Origin of the sequence: Actinacidiphila yeochonensis CN732, from assembly GCF_000745345.1 — a bacterium.
Taxonomy (GTDB): Bacteria; Actinomycetota; Actinomycetes; order Streptomycetales; family Streptomycetaceae; genus Actinacidiphila; species Actinacidiphila yeochonensis.
Map to the genome: position 1 here is coordinate 911,368 of NZ_JQNR01000003.1, position 16,578 is coordinate 927,945.

General features: G+C 70.9%; 13 protein-coding genes. 1 reads left to right on the forward strand and 12 read right to left on the reverse strand.

What is annotated here, in order from left to right; all coding sequences use genetic code 11:
• Positions 1-163: 163 nt before the first annotated feature.
• The 9 genes from rodA to BS72_RS05440 form a co-directional block, all read right to left on the reverse strand.
• Entirely contained in the window at positions 164-1,360 is a 1,197-nt protein-coding gene (rodA, locus tag BS72_RS05400; protein WP_037906830.1) for a rod shape-determining protein RodA, read from the reverse strand.
• Complete coding sequence (gene mrdA / locus BS72_RS05405) at positions 1,360-3,600, reverse strand: penicillin-binding protein 2 (protein ID WP_037906831.1); 2,241 nt, start codon at positions 3,598-3,600, stop codon at positions 1,360-1,362. Before mrdA ends, rodA begins: the two co-directional genes overlap by 1 nt.
• Entirely contained in the window at positions 3,597-4,295 is a 699-nt protein-coding gene (gene mreD / locus BS72_RS05410) for a rod shape-determining protein MreD (protein ID WP_051950692.1), read from the reverse strand. Before mreD ends, mrdA begins: the two co-directional genes overlap by 4 nt.
• 4 nt (positions 4,296-4,299) lie before the next feature.
• Entirely contained in the window at positions 4,300-5,331 is a 1,032-nt protein-coding gene (gene mreC / locus BS72_RS05415) for a rod shape-determining protein MreC (RefSeq protein WP_037906833.1), read from the reverse strand.
• A gap of 129 nt (positions 5,332-5,460) precedes the next feature.
• Positions 5,461-6,483, reverse strand: a complete 1,023-nt coding sequence (locus BS72_RS05420; protein WP_037907750.1) for a rod shape-determining protein — start codon at positions 6,481-6,483, stop codon at positions 5,461-5,463.
• Positions 6,484-6,877: 394 nt separating this feature from the next.
• Entirely contained in the window at positions 6,878-7,291 is a 414-nt protein-coding gene (ndk, locus tag BS72_RS05425) for a nucleoside-diphosphate kinase (protein ID WP_037906837.1), read from the reverse strand.
• Positions 7,292-7,523: 232 nt separating this feature from the next.
• Positions 7,524-7,859: a DUF4233 domain-containing protein gene (locus BS72_RS05430; RefSeq protein WP_037906839.1), complete on the reverse strand. Its 336-nt coding sequence runs from the start codon at positions 7,857-7,859 to the stop codon at positions 7,524-7,526.
• Positions 7,860-7,885: 26 nt separating this feature from the next.
• Positions 7,886-9,511: a bifunctional tetrahydrofolate synthase/dihydrofolate synthase gene (folC, locus tag BS72_RS05435; protein ID WP_051950693.1), complete on the reverse strand. Its 1,626-nt coding sequence runs from the start codon at positions 9,509-9,511 to the stop codon at positions 7,886-7,888.
• 186 nt (positions 9,512-9,697) lie between these two features.
• Complete coding sequence (locus BS72_RS05440; protein WP_037906841.1) at positions 9,698-12,334, reverse strand: valine--tRNA ligase; 2,637 nt, start codon at positions 12,332-12,334, stop codon at positions 9,698-9,700.
• 397 nt (positions 12,335-12,731) lie between these two features.
• Here BS72_RS05440 and BS72_RS05445 point away from each other — a divergent pair, with 397 nt between their 5' ends.
• Complete coding sequence (locus tag BS72_RS05445; protein WP_051950694.1) at positions 12,732-13,475, forward strand: hypothetical protein; 744 nt, start codon at positions 12,732-12,734, stop codon at positions 13,473-13,475.
• A gap of 89 nt (positions 13,476-13,564) precedes the next feature.
• Here BS72_RS05445 and clpX read toward each other — a convergent pair whose 3' ends face one another.
• The 3 genes from clpX to BS72_RS05460 all read right to left on the reverse strand — a co-directional run bounded on the left by clpX (position 13,565) and on the right by BS72_RS05460 (position 16,509).
• On the reverse strand, positions 13,565-14,848 hold the full coding sequence (clpX, locus tag BS72_RS05450) for an ATP-dependent Clp protease ATP-binding subunit ClpX (protein ID WP_037906844.1): 1,284 nt from the start codon (positions 14,846-14,848) through the stop codon (positions 13,565-13,567).
• Between the two features lie 294 nt (positions 14,849-15,142).
• Positions 15,143-15,781, reverse strand: coding sequence for an ATP-dependent Clp protease proteolytic subunit (locus BS72_RS05455; RefSeq protein WP_051950754.1), 639 nt, complete (start codon positions 15,779-15,781; stop codon positions 15,143-15,145).
• Positions 15,782-15,888: 107 nt separating this feature from the next.
• Positions 15,889-16,509 carry an ATP-dependent Clp protease proteolytic subunit gene (locus BS72_RS05460; RefSeq protein ID WP_037906846.1) on the reverse strand — a complete coding sequence of 207 codons (621 nt, stop codon included), beginning with the start codon at positions 16,507-16,509 and terminating at the stop codon, positions 15,889-15,891.
• Positions 16,510-16,578 lie beyond the last annotated feature (69 nt).

Sequence of the window (16,578 nt, forward strand, 5' to 3'; positions counted from 1 at the left end):
GGTATGCCCGGCCTCCCGGTTCGGCCACCCCCCGGGCACCGGAGCGGACGGGGGCGGCACGTCCGGGCACCGGAGCGACGGGAGCGGCCGCACGGCGGCGGAGCCGGCGCCCGTACCCCGGGGGGTACGGGCGCCGGCTCCGGGTGAGCCCGGTGGGCCGTCGCTACGCGGACATCGGGCGCTGCATGCGCACCGACTGGAGCATCCCTATGGCGATGAAGTTGGCGAACATCGCTGATCCGCCGTAGGAGACGAACGGCAACGGGATACCGGTGACGGGCATGATGCCGAGCGTCATGCCGATGTTCTCGAAGGACTGGAAGGCGAACCAGGCGACCACGCCGGCCGCCACGATGGTGCCGTAGAGGTCGGTGGCACCGCGGGCGATCTTGCAGCCGCGCCAGAGGATGACACCGATGAGGGCGACGATCAGCACGGCGCCGACGAAGCCCAGCTCCTCGCCTGCCACGGAGAAGACGAAGTCGGTCTGCTGCTCGGGCACGAACTGCCCGCTGGTCTGGCTGCCGTGGAAGAGCCCCTTGCCGAGCAGGCCGCCGGAGCCGATGGCGATCCGGGCCTGGCTGGTGTTGTAGCCGACGCCGGAGGGGTCCAGCGCCGGGTTGGCGAAGGCCGCGAACCGGTCGATCTGGTACTTGTCGAGGATGCCGAGCTTCCAGACCAGCAGGGAGCCGACGACGGCGGTGCCGATCAGGCCGAAGATCCACCGGTTGGAGGAGCCGGAGGCCAGCAGGACGCCCAGGATGATCGCGCCGAGCACCATGACGGAGCCGAGGTCCGGCATCATCAGGATGATCAGGATGGGGAGCGCGGCCAGCGCCAGGGACTGGATCACCCGGCGGTGGTCGGGGTGCTCCTGGTCGCCGGCGTCCACCCGGGCGGCGAGCACCATCGCCATGCCGATGATGATGGAGATCTTCACGAACTCCGAGGGCTGGAGCGAGAACCCGCCGCCGATCACGATCCACGAGTGCGCGCCGTTGACGGTGGAGCCGAGCGGGCTGAGCACGGCCAGGATGCCGAGGATGGACAGCGCGTAGAAGAACGGCACGATGGTGCGCATCCGGTGGTGCCCTATGGCCATCGCGCCGATGCACAGGCCCGCGCCGATACCGGCGTTCATCACGTGGCGCATCAGGAAGTAGTACTGATCGCCGTGGGTGAGGCTGGTGCGGTTGCGGGTCGCCGAGTAGACCAGCATGCTGCCGATGGCGCACAGCAGCACGGTGGACAGCACCAGCAGCCAGTCCATCCGGCGCACCGCCGAGTCGCGGGCGAAGAGCTTGCCCAGCGTGGAGCGCTCGGGGGTGAACCGTCGGACGGAGTACGTGGAGGCGCTCATCACGTGTACTTCCTGCCGTACAGGAGCTTCTCGGTCCGGGTCGGGGTGAGTGCGGCCAGCTCCGGCGCCGGGGTGCGGCCGGGGCCGTTCCCGGGGGTGTCGGCGAACTCGTCGGCGAACCGGGTGAAGTCGGCGGCGGACCGCGCGACGACGGCGCCGTCGTCGGAGATCTTCGGCAGCGCGGTGACCGGCTTGGGCATGATGCCCTTGCTCGGGTCGATCTGGTCGGTGTCCTTCTTGATGCCGTACATCGCCTCGTAGATGCGGCGCACGGCCTCGCCGGAGCCGCCGGAGCCGGTGCCGCCCTGGGAGATCGTCATGACGACCGTGTAGTCCTTGGTGTACGTGTCGAACCAGGACGTGGTCTGCTTGCCGGAGACCTCCGCGGTACCGGTCTTGGCGTGCAGCGGGATCTTGTTCTGCGGCCAGCCGCCGAACTTCCAGCCGGCGGTGCCCTCGGTCACCACGCCGGCCAGCGCCTGGTTGATGTACTTCAGGGTGGCCTGGGAGTCGGGCAGCTTCGCGTCGACCTTGGGCGTGATCGGGGTGACCGTCTTGCCGTCCGCGCTTATCACGGCCTTGCCGACGCTGGGCTGGTAGAGGGTGCCGCCGTTGGCGATGGCCGCGTAGATGCGGGCCATCTGGACCGGGGTGACGAGGGTGTCGCCCTGGCCGATGGCGTAGTTGACGGAGTCACCGGGGCGCAGCTGGTAGCCGTCGGGGCAGTTCTCGATCGCGATGGCGATCTTCAGCGGCGGGTTGGTGTCGTTCTTGTGCTTCTTGGCCGTGGCGCACCAGTCGGCCTTGTTCGCGTCCCAGTAGGACTGCTTCCACTGCCGGTCGGGGACGCGGCCGCTGACCTCGCTGGGGAGGTCGATGCCGGTCTTCGCGCCGAGGCCGAACTCGTGGGCGGTGGTGTAGAAGTAGTCCTTGGGGTGCTTCGGGTTGATGCCGCCGTCCTTCTTCCACTGGTCGTAGGACAGGCCGTAGAAGACGGTGTCGCAGGAGACCTCAAGGGCGCGGGCGAGGGTGATGTCGCCGTAGTTCTCGCCCTCGAAGTTGTTGAAGACCTGGCCGCCGATGTTGAACGACTGGGTGCACGGGTACTCGCCGTCGATGTCGTAGCCGGCGCGCACCGCGGCCGAGGTGGAGACCACCTTGAAGGTGGAGCCCGGTGCCGACTCACCCTGTATGGCCCTGTTGAGCAGCGGGTAGTTGGACTTGGCGTCGGTCAGCGCCGCGTAGTTCTTGGCCGAGATGCCGCCGACCCACTCGTTCGGGTCGTAGGTGGGCTCGTTGGCCATGGCGATGATCTGACCGGTGTGGTTGTCCATGACGACGGCCGAACCGGAGTCCGCCTTGTAGTTCTCGTGCGTGACCGTGTCGTACGTCTTGCGCGCCGCCTTCATCGCGGCGTTCAGCTCCTTCTCGGTGACCGCCTGCACCTTGGCGTCGATGCTGGTGACGAGGTTGTCGCCGGGCACGGCGGGGGTGTCGCCGGCCTTGCCGATCACCCGGCCGAGGTTGTCGACCTGGTAGCTGGTGACGCCGGCCTTGCCGCGCAGCTGGCTGTCGTAGACGCTCTCCAGGCCGGAGCGGCCGATCTGGTCGGACCGCTGGAGCGGGTTGCCGGTCTTCTCCGACGCGGCGACCTCCTGGTCGGTGACCGGGGAGAGGTAGCCCAGCACCTGGGCGGCGTTGGCCTTGTCGGGCCCCGGGTAGGCGCGGACGGCGGTGGGCTCGGCGGTGATGCCGGGGAAGTCCTCGCGCCGCTCCATGATCTGCAGGGCCTGCTGGGTGGTGGCCGAGTCGGTGATCGGGATGGGCTGGTAAGGCGAACCGTTCCAGCAGGGGCGCGGCGTCTTCGCGTCGCACAGCCGCACCTTGTCCATGACGTCCTGCGGCTGCATGCCGAGCACGGCGGCCAGCCGGGTGAGGACGGCCTTGCCGTCGTCGGCCTGCTCCAGCAGGTCGGTGCGGCTGGCGGAGACCACCAGCCGGGTCTCGTTGTCGGCCAGCGGGACGCCGCGGTCGTCGAGGATGGAGCCGCGCACGGCGGGCGTGACGACCTGCTGGATCTGGTTGTGGTTGGCCTGCGCGTCGTACTCCTGGCCGTTGCGGATCTGGAGGTACCAGAGCCGGCCGCCGAGGGTCAGCAGCAGCGAGAAGACCAGGACCTGGAGGATGACGAGGCGGATGGTGATCCGGGAGTTGCGCCCGGTCTCGGGGATGTTGCTCATCGCCGCGCCCCCTTGGGCAGGGTGGCGGCCGACCGGGAGCGGCCGAACAGGCCGCGCTGCGAACTGATCCCGCCCGGCCGCGTACGGCCCGCCCGGGCCGCGCCGCGGCTCATCCGGCCGACGCGCAGCCGGCCGCCGCGGCGCGGGCCGCCGTAGCCGCCGTAGCCGCCCGCGGCGTCCTCGGCGACCGGGTCGTGGTCGAAGCGGCGGGCGAGCGCCATCACCAGCGGCACCACGAACGGGGCCAGCAGCAGGTCGTACAGGGTGGCGGTGAACACCAGCTTGGCCAGGCCGACGTGGGCGCCGGCGGTGTCGCCGACCAGTCCGCCGACGCCGGCGTACAGCAGCGTGGTGGCGACGGCCCCGCCGATGACCACCAGCATGGGCCCGGCGGCGGTGCGCAGCTGGCCGTTCTCCGGGCGGGTGAGGCCGGCGGCGTAGCCGACCAGGCACAGCACCAGGGCGTAGCGGCCGACGGCGTGGTCGGCGGGCGGCGCGAGGTCGGCGAGCAGTCCGGCGAAGAAGCCGATCAGGCAGCCGCCGACATGGCCGTAGCTGAGGGCGAGGCCGAGCACGGTCAGCAGCAGCAGGTCCGGCACGGCGCCGGGCAGGTGGAGCCGGGCCAGCACGCTGACCTGGGCGACCAGGGCGATCACCACCGTGACGGTGGCGAGCACGATCCGGTTCAGGCGCATGGGATCAGTCCCCGCTGTTCGGGTTGGACGTGGGGCTGTCAGGGGTGGACGACGGCGCCCCGCTCTGCTCCGTCCCCGGGGGGAGCGCGGAGCCGGTGTCCGAGGGGGTGGGGCTGCCGCCGGGCTGCGGCGACTGCTTCGGCGTGGCGGTCGGCGGGACGGTCGGCGGGACGGTCGGCCGCGGCGGCAGCACCGCGTCGCGCGGGTCCTTGCGCGGGCCGACGACCACGACGCCGACGACGTCCAGGCGGGTGAAGCCGACGAAGGGCTGCACCTCGACGGTCTTGGTGAGGTTGCCCCCTGACGGCTCGACGGTGACCACCCGGCCCACCGGAACGCCCGGGACGAACGGCTTGCCGGCCTGCGAGCCGAAAGTGACCAGCCGGTCGCCCCTGTGGACGTCGGCCTTGCCGTTGAGCAGCTCCACCCGCATCGGCCGGTTGCCCTGGCCGGTGGCGAAGCCGAGCTCCCCGGTCTTCTCCATCCGGGTGCCGACGGTGAAGTCCGGGTCGTTGGCCAGCAGCACCGTGGAGGTGGAGGGGCCGACGGTGGTGACCCGGCCGACGAGGCCGTCGCCGTTGACGACCGTCATGTCGCGGGCGAGGCCGTCGCGGCTGCCGGCGTCGATGGTGACCGTCCAGGAGAAGCCCTGCGCCGCCCCCATCGCGATGACCTGCGCGCCCTTGATGGTGTACTGCCCGGCGCCGGCCAGCTTCAGCATCGAGTCCAGCTCGGCGGCCTGGGTCCGGGTCCGGGTGTTCTGCGCCAGCCGCTCCTTGAGGGCGGCGTTCTCCTTCTGGAGCCTGGTGATGGTGCTGCCGCGCTTGCCGGATTCGCGGACCGAGTCGACGGCGTTGCCGACCGGGTCGACCACACCGGAGACGGCGTTCTCCACCGGGCCGAAGGCGGCCTGCGCGGCCCGGCGGGGCCCGTCGAGCGGAGAGTTCTCACCGCCCCTGATGTCCATGGTGATCAGCGCGAACGCCACCACCACCAGCAGCACCAGCAGCAGCCGGCTCTCCTTTGTGTCCCTCACGGGCGCCAGTCCGTGCCTTCCTCATCGGACCCGCCGCCGCTGGGGCCACGGCCGGTCGGAGCTAGTGTGCCGGGGTGCGGCCGCGCCCGGGGGCGGGGTCGCGAGGGGTGCGCCGGGTGGGGCGGCGGCTCATCTGCGCGGGGCGGCGTCGACGACGGCCTGAAGGGCCTCGAAGTCCTCGACGATCTTGCCGGAGCCCAGGGCGACGCAGTCCAGCGGCGCCTCGGCGATGTGGATCGGCATGCCCGTCTCGTGCCGGAGCCGCTCGTCCAGGCCGCGCAGCAGAGCGCCGCCGCCGGCCAGCACGATGCCGCGGTCCATGATGTCGCCGGAGAGCTCCGGCGGGCACTTGTCCAGGGTGGTCTTGACCGCGTCCACGATCGCGTTGACCGGCTCCTCGATGGCCTTGCGGACCTCGCCGGCGGAGATGACCACGGTCTTGGGCAGGCCGCTGACCAGGTCGCGGCCGCGGATCTCGGTGTGCTCGTCGTCGCCGTCGCCGCCGTGGGCGGAGCCGATGGTGAGCTTGATCTGCTCGGCGGTGCGCTCACCGAGGAGCAGGCTGTACTCCTTCTTGATGTGCTGGATGATCGCGTTGTCCAGCTCGTCGCCGGCCACCCGGATGGACTGGGCGGTGACGATGCCGCCCAGGCTGATGACGGCCACCTCCGTGGTGCCGCCGCCGATGTCCACCACCATGTTGCCGGTGGCCTCGTGCACGGGCAGCCCGGCGCCGATCGCCGCCGCCATCGGCTCCTCGACGATGTGCACCGTGCGGGCGCCGGCCTGGGTGGCGGCCTCGATCACCGCGCGGCGCTCCACGCCGGTGATGCCCGAGGGCACGCAGATGACGACGCGGGGCCGGACCATGTAGCGGCGGCGGTGGATCTTGAGGATGAAGTACCGCAGCATGCGCTCGGTGATCTCGAAGTCGGCGATGACGCCGTCCTTCAGCGGCCGCACGGCGACGATGTTGCCGGGGGTGCGGCCGATCATCTTCTTGGCCTCGGAGCCGACCGCCAGGATGCCGCCGGTGTTGGTGTTGACCGCCACGACCGACGGCTCGTTCAGCACGATCCCGCGGCCCCTGACGTACACCAGCGTGTTGGCGGTGCCGAGGTCGACAGCCATGTCACGGCCGATGAACGACATGTTGTTCGCCATGGGGATACGTCTGGCCTTCCGGAGCGTGGGGCGGAGGTTCCATCGTAGTCGCGCCGTCGGAGCGCGGCGTCGAGGTTCCGACGCCATTGTCATCAGAACACACAGCGGACCTCAGTAATGGTGACGCCGTGTCGGAGTGTTTGGTTCCCGTGGAGATCCGCCGGGATCCGCGGGGAGCCACGGAACTTCGCGGAACTTCGCGAGAACCCGCGCCTTCCCCGGGAAGTCCGCGGTATTCCGGGGAAGCGGTCGGGAAATCGGTGCCGCGACCGGCGTGCGCCGGCCTCGCGGCAGGGTTTCCCGGCGCTTCCCCGGCGCCCGTGCCTGGGGTTTTCCCCGGGGAACGCGCGGCGGCCGGAGCCGCCGAGTGGGTTTTTCGGTACTAGGCCAGGCCGGGGAAGAAGATCTTGATCTCGCGTTCGGCGGACTCCTCGGAGTCCGAGGCGTGGATGAGGTTCTCCCGCACGATGGTGCCGAAGTCCCCCCGAACGGACCCGGGCGGCGCGGCAATCGGGTCGGTCGGACCGGCCAGCGTGCGGACGCCCTCGATGACGCGCTCGCCCTCGGCCACCAGTGCGACGACCGGGCCGGAGGCCATGAACTCCATCAGCGGCTCGTAGAACGGGCGGCCGACGTGTTCGGCGTAGTGCTGCTCCAGCACGGCGCGGTCCAGGGTGCGCAGTTCGAGGGCGGTGATCCGCCAGCCGGCCTTGCGCTCGACGCGCGACAGGATCTCGCCGACCAGGCCGCGGCGGACGGCGTCCGGCTTGAGGAGGACGAGGGTGCGCTGGGACACGGGGCGGCTCCGGTGGTGTAACGGGCGGCCGCTGGTGGGCCGGACGGGAAAGGGCGGCAGGCGGACGCCGTGGGCCAGGCGCGGCGGACGGGAGCAGGTCCGGTCCGGCCGGGCGCCTGAGGGTACGACAATCCGGTGTGGCGACGAGCCTACAAGGCCGCCTACCGCACCGTGACAGGCGGTGCGGCAGGCGGGGGTGCCGCGCGTTCCGGCCGGCGGCGGCGGGCGGCGGTCAGGCGGCCTGGGCGGCGTGCTGGGCCTTGATCCGGTCGACCTTGCGGCCGAAGTGGATCGACGCCCACCACAGGGCGGCGAAGATCACCCCGAGGATGAACATCGTGCCGACGACGAAACCGCTCGCCAGCAGGCCGATCTGCAGCGCCCAGCCGACCGCCAGCGCCCACGGCCGGGTGACCACGGCGCACAGCAGCACGCACAGCAGCATCGCCACCCCGCACACCGTCCACACGGTGCCCATGGACAGGTCGGGCTGCTTCATCGCGACCAGCCCGGCGAAGCCGATGACGAAGAACTCGCCGATCAGCGTGCTCGAACACAGCGTCCGCATGGTGTGGGGCCCCTTCAGTTACCGCTTCAGTTACTGCGCTTGCGGCCCAGCAGCAGCCGGGCCTCTCCGACGGTGACGACCGATCCGGTCACCAGCACGCCCGCACCGGCGTAGGCGCCCTCCTCCTCGGCGAGGGTGACGGCGGCCTCCAGCGCGTCGTCGAGCCGCGGCTCGACCTGCACCCGCTCCTCGCCGAAGACCTCGACGGCCAGCGCCGCGAGCTCGTCGACGTCCATGGAGCGGGGGGTGGAGTTGCGGGTGAGCACCACCTCGGTGAGGACCGGCTCGAACGCCTCCAGCAGGCCCCGTACGTCCTTGTCACCGCTGGGGGCGATCACACCCACCAGATGGGTGAAGTCGAACACCTCGCTGACGGCGGCGGCGGTGACGAGGGCGCCGGCCGGGTTGTGCGCGGCGTCCAGCAGCACCGTCGGGCTGCGGCGGACGACCTCAAGGCGGCCGGGCGAGGTCACGGCCGCGAACGCGGTCCGGACGGTGTCGAGGTCGAGGGTGCGCTGGTGGACGCTGCCGACGCCGAAGAACGCCTCCACGGCGGCCAGCGCGACCGCCGCGTTGTGCGCCTGGTGCTCGCCGTGCAGCGGCAGGAACACGTCCGGGTACTCGCCGCCCAGCCCCTTGAGGGTGAGCAGCTGGCCGCCGACCGCCAGTTCGCGGTGGAGCACGCCGAACTCGGCGCCCTCCCGGGCCACGGTGGCGTCCTTCTCGGCCGCCTGGCGCAGCAGCACCTTGGCGGCGTCCACCGGCTGCTGGGCGAGGACGACGACGGCGCCCTCCTTGATGATCCCGCTCTTCTCCCCGGCGATCTTCCCGGGCGTGTCGCCGAGCCGGTCGGTGTGGTCCAGGGCGATCGGCGTGACCACGGCGACCTGGCCGTCCACCACGTTCGTGGCGTCCCAGGTGCCGCCCATGCCGACCTCGACGACCGCCACGTCGACGGGGGCGTCGGCGAACGCGGCGTAGGCCATGCCGGTGACGACCTCGAAGAACGACATCCGGTGCTCCTGCCGGCTGTCGACCAGGTCGACGTAGGGCTGGATGTCCCGGTGGATCTCGACGAAGCGCTCGGCGGAGACGGGCACGCCGTCCAGGCTGATCCGCTCGGTGACCGACTGCACGTGCGGGCTGGTGTACCGGCCGGTGCGCAGCTCGAACGTGAGCAGCAGCCGCTCGATCATCCGGGCGGTGCTGGTCTTGCCGTTGGTGCCGGTGATGTGGATCGACGGGAAGGCCCGCTGCGGGTCGCCCAGCACGTCCATGAGCGCCTGGATACGCACCAGCGACGGGTCGAGCTTCGTCTCGGGCCAGCGCCCGTACAGCTCCTCCTCGACCTCGCGCAGCACCCGGTCCAGCTCCGGGTCGGCGGGCCGGCCCGGCACGTCGTCCTCGGGGGCCGGCGGCGTGACCTGGGTACGCAGGGTGCGGCTGCCGGCCTCGATGACGGCCATGTCGGCCTCGCGGTCGGCGTCCTCGGCCGCCTGCGCCAGATCGGCGGCGAAGACGTCCTCGGCGTCGGCCCCGCTCAGCTCGTCCAGTTCGTCCGGCGTGTCGGGGCCGTCGGTCACGTCGGGTCCCTGGGGACGCCGGGACCGGCCGTCCTGCGGCCCGCGGCCGTCCTCGGAGTGTTCGCTCACCGGTCCAGTCTACGAAAGCGCGAGGTCGGCTTTTACCGGCCCTTCGCCGCCGGACGCTTCTGCCCGCCGCCGGCTCGGGGCGCGCACGGCGTGACCGGGAGCCGCCCGCCGCCCGGGAGGCGATCCGTACCCGTGCGGCCCGCCCGGGAGGTGGCGTCGCCTCCCGGGTGGGCCGTTACCCGGTCGTCAGCCCTGCGGCAGGGCGGCGAGCTGGGCGGTGATGCGGGCGATGTCCGTCTCGGCGGTGGCGAGCCGGGTGCGGATCTTGGCCACCACCGGTTCGGGTGCCTTGCCCAGGAACGCCTCGTTGCCGAGCTTGCGCTCGGTGTCGGACTTCTCCTTCTGCGCCGCCGTGAGGTCCTTCGTCAGCCGCTTGCGCTCGGCCGCCACGTCGATGGTGCCGGACAGGTCGAGGGCGACCCGGGCGCCGGCCACCGGCAGGGTGGCGGTGGCGTGGAAGCCCTCGCCGGGCGGCTGGAGGCGCAGCAGCTGGCGGATGGCCGGCTCGTGCGGGACCAGCAGCGTGCCGTCGAGGGTGAGTTCGGCGGGCACCCGCTGGCCGGGCTGGAGGCCCTGGTCGGAGCGGAACCGGCGGACCTCGGTGACCACCCGCTGCACCTCGGCGATCTCCGCCTCGGCGTCCGCGTCGCGGAACCCGCTGTCCTTCGGCCACTCGGCGATGACGACGGACTCGCGCCCGGTCAGCGTGGTCCACAGGGTGTCGGTGACGAACGGCACGATCGGGTGGAGCAGCCGCAGCGTCACGTCGAGCACCTCGCCGAGCACCCGGCGGCTGGCCGCGGCCGCCTCGCCGCCCTGGGCGAAGACGGTCTTGGACAGCTCGACGTACCAGTCGAAGACCTCGTCCCACGCGAAGTGGTAGAGGGCGTCGCTGAGCTTGGCGAACTGGAAGTCCTCGTAGAGGGCGTCCACTTCGGCGACGACGCTGTTGAGCCGGGACAGGATCCACCGGTCGGTGCCGGAGAGCTGCTCACGGTCGGGCAGCGGGCCCTCGACGGTGGCGCCGTTCATCAGCGCGAAACGGGTGGCGTTCCAGATCTTGTTGGCGAAGTTCCGCGACGCCTGGACCCAGTCCTCGCCGATCGGCACGTCCGCGCCCGGGTTGGCGCCGCGCGCCAGGGTGAACCGGACGGCGTCGGAGCCGTAGGCGTCCATCCAGGTCAGCGGGTCGACCGAGTTGGGGTTGGACTTGGACATCTTCTTGCCGAACTCGTCGCGCACCAGGCCGGTGAGGGCGATGGTGCGGAAGGGCTCCTTGCCGTCCATCGCGTACAGGCCGAACATCATCATCCGGGCGACCCAGAAGAAGATGATGTCGTGGCCGGTGAGCAGCACGTCGGTCGAGTAGAACTTCTCCAGGTCCGGGGTGCGCTCCGGCCAGCCCAGGGTGGAGAAGGGCCACAGCGCGGAGGAGAACCAGGTGTCCAGGACGTCCGTGTCCTGGGTCCAGCCCTCGCCCGTGGGCGCCTCGTCGTCCGGGCCGACGCAGACCTGCTCGCCGTTCGGGCCGTACCAGACGGGGATGCGGTGGCCCCACCACAGCTGGCGCGAGATGCACCAGTCGTGCATGTTGTCGACCCAGTCGAAGTACCGCTTCTCCATCTCCTGCGGGTGGATCTTCACCCGGCCGTCGCGGACCGCGTCACCGGCGGCGCGGGCCAGCGGCTCGACCCGCACCCACCACTGGAGCGACAGCCGCGGCTCGATGGTGGTCTTGCAGCGGGAGCAGTGGCCGACGGAGTGGACGTACGGGCGCTTCTCGGCGACGATCCGGCCCTGCTCGCGCAGCGCCTCGACGATGGCCGAGCGCGCCTCGAAGCGGTCCAGGCCCTGGAACGGGCCGGGCACGGTGATCACGCCGCGCTCGTCCATGATCGTCAGCGACTCCAGGCCGTGGCGCTGGCCGATGGCGAAGTCGTTGGGGTCGTGGGCGGGGGTGACCTTGACCGCGCCGGTGCCGAACTCGGGGTCGACGTGGGTGTCGGCGACGACGGGGATGGTGCGGTCGGTCAGCGGCAGCTTGATCCGGCGGCCGATGAGGTGCGCGTAGCGCGGGTCGTCGGGGTGGACGGCGACGGCGGTGTCGCCGAGCATCGTCTCGACCCGGGTGGTGGCCACGACGACGGAGTCGTCGCCCTCGCCGTACTTCAGCGAGACCAGCTCGCCGTCGTCGTCCTGGTACTCGACCTCGATGTCGGAGATGGCCGTCAGGCAGCGCGGGCACCAGTTGATGATGCGCTCGGCGCGGTAGATCAGCTCGTCGTCGTAGAGGCGCTTGAAGATGGTGCCGACGGCGCTGGACAGGCCCTCGTCCATGGTGAAGCGCTCGCGGGACCAGTCGACGCCGTCGCCGAGCCGGCGCATCTGGCCGAGGATGCGGCCGCCGTACTCCTCCTTCCACCGCCAGGTGCGCTCGACGAACGCCTCCCGGCCGATGTCGTGGCGGGACAGGCCCTCCTCGGCGAGCTGCTGCTCGACCTTGTTCTGGGTGGCGATGCCGGCGTGGTCCATGCCGGGCAGCCACAGCGCCTCGTAGCCCTGCATGCGGCGGCGCCGGGTGAGGGCGTCCATGAGGGTGTGCTGGAAGGCGTGGCCCAGGTGCAGGGTGCCGGTGACGTTCGGCGGCGGGATGACGATGGTGTACGCGGGCTTGGCGCTCTTGGCGTCGGCCTCGAAGTAACCGCGTTCTACCCAGCTCTCGTACAGCTTCCGCTCTACCTCGGCCGGCGCGTACTGGGTCGGCAGTTCGGGGGCGGCGCTGTCGGGGCCGGCGGTTCGGCCCTGCTGAGTGTTGTCGGTCACGGTACGGATTCTACGGCGGTCCGCGGGGCCGTTACGAATCAGTTGCCCCCACACCGTGTGAGCAGGGCCTCTCGTCCGGGAGGATGAGCGGACTCGTTAACGGAGGGGACGAATCCATGAGTTACGACCAGCCGCCGCCGAGCCCCTACGGGCAGCAGCCCCAGGGCGGTGGCTACGGCCCGCCCCAGCAGCCCCCGCAGCCTCCTCAGCAGGGCGGCTACGGCGCCCCCCAGCCTCCGCAGCCCCCGCAGCAGCCCGGCTACGGCCAGCCCCAGCCCGGCTTCGGCCAACCGCAGCCCGGGTACGGCTACCCGCAGCAGCCGGCCCCGGCGGGTACGGCCAGCAGCCCGCGTACGGCCAGCCCCAGCCGGGTTACGGCCAGCCGCCGTACGGCCAGGTGCCGCAGCAGGGCTACGGCTACCCGGCGCCGCCGCCCCAGGGCGGCAACGGCAAGCGCACCGGCGTCATCATCGGCGCCGTGGTGGTGGTGCTGGCCCTGGCCGGCGGCGGTCTCCTCCTCGCCCACAAGAGCAGCGGCGGCGGCTCGCTCGCGGACAACGGGAAGACGTACCGGCTGACCACGCCGGACAAGGTCGCGAGCGACTACACGAAGGACCCCGACATGGGGGACGAGGACAGCTTCGACGACAGCGACCTCGGCAAGATCAAGGCGCTGGGCGTGACCGACCCCACCCAGGTGACCGCGGGCTACGCCAAGGGCAGCAGCCTGATCACGGCCACCGACCTGCTGGAGTTCTCCGGCGTCTACGGCAAGGTCAAGGACCCCGGCAAGGTCGTGGACGGCATGTTCGCGCTGCTGGCGGCGGGCACCGAGGCGGACAAGAAGGACGGCACGACGATCACGACGTCCGGCAGCCCCCAGCTGGTCGAACCGGCCGGGATGGAGAGCGACGCCGTCATCAAGTGCCAGCAGGTCACCGAGACCGGTGACAGCGACGGCCACAAGCTCACCATCAAGACCACCGTCTGCGTCTGGGCCGACTACAGCACGGTCGCCTACGTGCTGCCGGTCGACGTCCCCGCGGCCCTCGCCGGCACGGGCTCGGCCCCCTCGATAGCCGACGCGGGCGACCTGACCGCCAAGGTGCGCAACGACGTCGAGGTCCAGGTCGGTTCGTAGGGCCGCCGGCCACCGCCCGCGTGACGCGGAAGAGGGGCGCCCGGTCCACCTCGGACCGGGCGCCCCTCTTTCGCGTGGCGCGGTGGCGCTCAGGCGCTCTTCTGCTCGCCCTGGCCGCCCATGCGCGGGTCGCGCGGCACCAGGGTGGGGTTGACGTTGGAGTGCACCACGTCGGCGGTGATCACCACGCGGGCCACGTCCTGGCGGGAGGGCACCTCGTACATCACCGACATCAGCACCTCCTCCATGATCGCCCGCAGACCGCGCGCGCCGGTCTGCCGCAGGATCGCCTGGTCGGCGATGGCCTCCAGCGCGCCGAGCTCGAACTCCAGCTCCACGCCGTCGAGTTCGAAGAGCTTCTGGTACTGCTTGACGAGCGCGTTGCGCGGCTCGACCAGGATCTGCAGCAGCGCCTCGCGGTCGAGGTTGTGCACGCTGGTGATGACCGGAAGCCGCCCGATGAACTCGGGGATCATGCCGAACTTCACCAGGTCCTCGGGCATGATCTCGGAGAACGGGTCGGACATGCTGATCTCGCGCTTGGAGCGGATCGTGGCGCCGAAGCCGATGCCCTTGGCGCCGGCCCGGGACTCGATGATCTTCTCCAGACCGGAGAAGGCGCCGCCGACGATGAACAGCACGTTCGTGGTGTCGATCTGGATGAACTCCTGGTGCGGGTGCTTGCGCCCGCCCTGCGGCGGCACCGAGGCGGTGGTGCCCTCCAGGATCTTCAGCAGCGCCTGCTGCACGCCCTCGCCGGAGACGTCCCGGGTGATCGACGGGTTCTCGCTCTTGCGGGCGACCTTGTCGATCTCGTCGATGTAGATGATCCCGGTCTCGGCCTTCTTGACATCGTAGTCGGCGGCCTGGATCAGCTTCAGCAGGATGTTCTCGACGTCCTCACCGACGTAGCCGGCCTCGGTGAGCGCGGTGGCGTCGGCGATGGCGAACGGCACGTTGAGCATCCGGGCCAGGGTCTGCGCCAGCAGCGTCTTGCCGGAGCCCGTCGGGCCGAGCAGCAGGATGTTGGACTTGGCCAGCTCGATCGCGTCGTCGTGGCCGGCACGGCCGCTCTCGCCTGCCTGGACGCGCTTGTAGTGGTTGTAGACGGCCACGGAGAGGGCCTTCTTGGCCGGGGTCTGGCCGACCACGTAGCTCTCCAGGAACTCGTAGATCTCCCGGGGCTTGGGCAGGTCCTCCCAGCGCACCTCGGAGGACTCGGCGAGCTCCTCCTCGATGATCTCGTTGCAGAGGTCGATGCACTCGTCGCAGATGTACACACCGGGGCCTGCGATGAGCTTCTTCACCTGCTTCTGGCTCTTTCCGCAGAACGAGCACTTCAGCAGATCTCCGCCGTCACCGATGCGTGCCACGAGGTCTTTCCCCTTTGCCTGGAGTCGCCTGGGTCCGCCGACCTTCAACGGAGCCTGGTGCTTCTCTTCGACGGTACCTTGCCGCGCCCCCCGTGTGGGCCCCCCTTGACCGGACTCGCGTACACGAGTCCGCCGGAGGCCCGGGCGGGGCAGCTTACCGCCGTCGGACCGGATCGGGCAGTGCCCGGCCTTGACAGACCGCCTTGCCGACCTGTGAACGCCGCGGTCGGCCGCGGTCCGGTCCGGTGAGCACGCCGGCCGCCCTCGCTGGGCGGCCGGCGCTCGGTGCCCTGCTCAGACGCTCAGCGAGGACTTGCGGGTGGACACGATCTGGTCCACCAGGCCGTAGGCCAGCGACTCCTCAGCGGTGAGGATCTTGTCGCGCTCGATGTCGTCGCGGATCTGCTCGATCGGCGTGGTGGAGTGCTTGGCGAGCATCTCCTCCAGCTGCTGGCGCATCCGGATGATCTCGTTGGCGGCGATCTCCAGGTCGGACACCTGGCCGCGGCCGGTCTCGGTGTACGGCTGGTGGATCAGCACGCGGGCGTTGGGCAGCGCCATCCGCTTGCCGGGGCTGCCGGCGGAGAGCAGCACCGCGGCGGCCGAGGCGGCCTGGCCCATGCACACCGTCTGGATGTCCGGCTTGACGAACTGCATGGTGTCGTAGATCGCCGTCAGCGCGGTGAACGAGCCGCCGGGGCTGTTGATGTAGATCGAGATGTCGCGGTCGGGGTCCATCGACTCCAGGCACAGCAGCTGCGCCATCACGTCGTTGGCCGACGCGTCGTCGATCTGGACGCCGAGGAAGATCACCCGCTCCTCGAAGAGCTTCGCGTACGGGTCGTACTGGCGCTCGCCCTGCGAGGTGCGCTCGACGAAGCGCGGGATCACGTAGCGCGCCTCGGCGCCGGCCAGCCCGTGGCGCTCGTCCATCGCGCGCTCGTACAGGCCGCCGCCGGGGAAGTTGAAGGGGTTCTTCACGAGGTTCACGTCCACCGTCTCCTGGTGCTCCTGGTGATGGGTCTGGGTGTTCGCGGGGCTCAGGAGGCGTCCGGGCCGCTCGCGCCGGTGCCGCCGCCGCCGGGGACGTGCGCCGCGGAGGTCATCACGCCGTCCAGCAGGCCGTAGTCCTTGGCCTCCTCGGCGGAGAACCAGCGGTCGCGGTCGGAGTCCTTCGTGATCTGCTCGAAGGTCTGCCCGGAGTGCTGGGCGATGAGCTCGGCCATCCGCCGCTTGGTGTGCAGCAGCTGCTCGGCCTGGATCTTGATGTCGCTCGCGGAGCCGCCCAGGCCGGCCGAGGGCTGGTGCATCAGGATGCGGGTGTTCGGCAGCGCGAACCGCTTGCCGGGGGTACCCGCGGTGAGCAGGAACTGGCCCATCGAGGCGGCCATGCCCATGGCGATGGTGACCACGTCGTTCTTGATGAACTGCATGGTGTCGTAGATCGCCATGCCGGCCGTCACGGAACCGCCGGGGCTGTTGATGTAGAGGTAGATGTCCTTCTCCGGCTCGGCGGCCAGGAGGAGGAGCTGCGCCGTGATGCGGTTGGCGATGTCGTCGTCGACGGCCTGGCCGAGGAAGATGATGCGCTCGTTGAGCAGTCGGTTGTAGACCTGGTCGCCGAGACCGCCGAGGGTCGGCTCGCCGGCGGCGGAAGGCATCGGAGTCGTCACGTGTCCACCTGCTCGTTGTCGGACGGTCGAGTGGCCGTCACGGTCTTCGTGCGGGCC

What these genes read in the sequence shown, in the direction of transcription:
- rodA (WP_037906830.1), bottom strand. Translation starts at nt 1,360, where the DNA reads ATGAGCGCCTCCACGTACTCCGTCCGACGGTTCACCCCCGAGCGCTCC.
- BS72_RS05460 (WP_037906846.1), bottom strand. Translation starts at nt 16,509, where the DNA reads ATGCCTTCCGCCGCCGGCGAGCCGACCCTCGGCGGTCTCGGCGACCAG.
- BS72_RS05420 (WP_037907750.1), bottom strand. Translation starts at nt 6,483, where the DNA reads ATGTCGTTCATCGGCCGTGACATGGCTGTCGACCTCGGCACCGCCAAC.
- mreD (WP_051950692.1), bottom strand. Translation starts at nt 4,295, where the DNA reads ATGCGCCTGAACCGGATCGTGCTCGCCACCGTCACGGTGGTGATCGCC.
- BS72_RS05430 (WP_037906839.1), bottom strand. Translation starts at nt 7,859, where the DNA reads ATGCGGACGCTGTGTTCGAGCACGCTGATCGGCGAGTTCTTCGTCATC.
- mrdA (WP_037906831.1), bottom strand. Translation starts at nt 3,600, where the DNA reads ATGAGCAACATCCCCGAGACCGGGCGCAACTCCCGGATCACCATCCGC.
- BS72_RS05455 (WP_051950754.1), bottom strand. Translation starts at nt 15,781, where the DNA reads ATGGACGAGCGCCACGGGCTGGCCGGCGCCGAGGCGCGCTACGTGATC.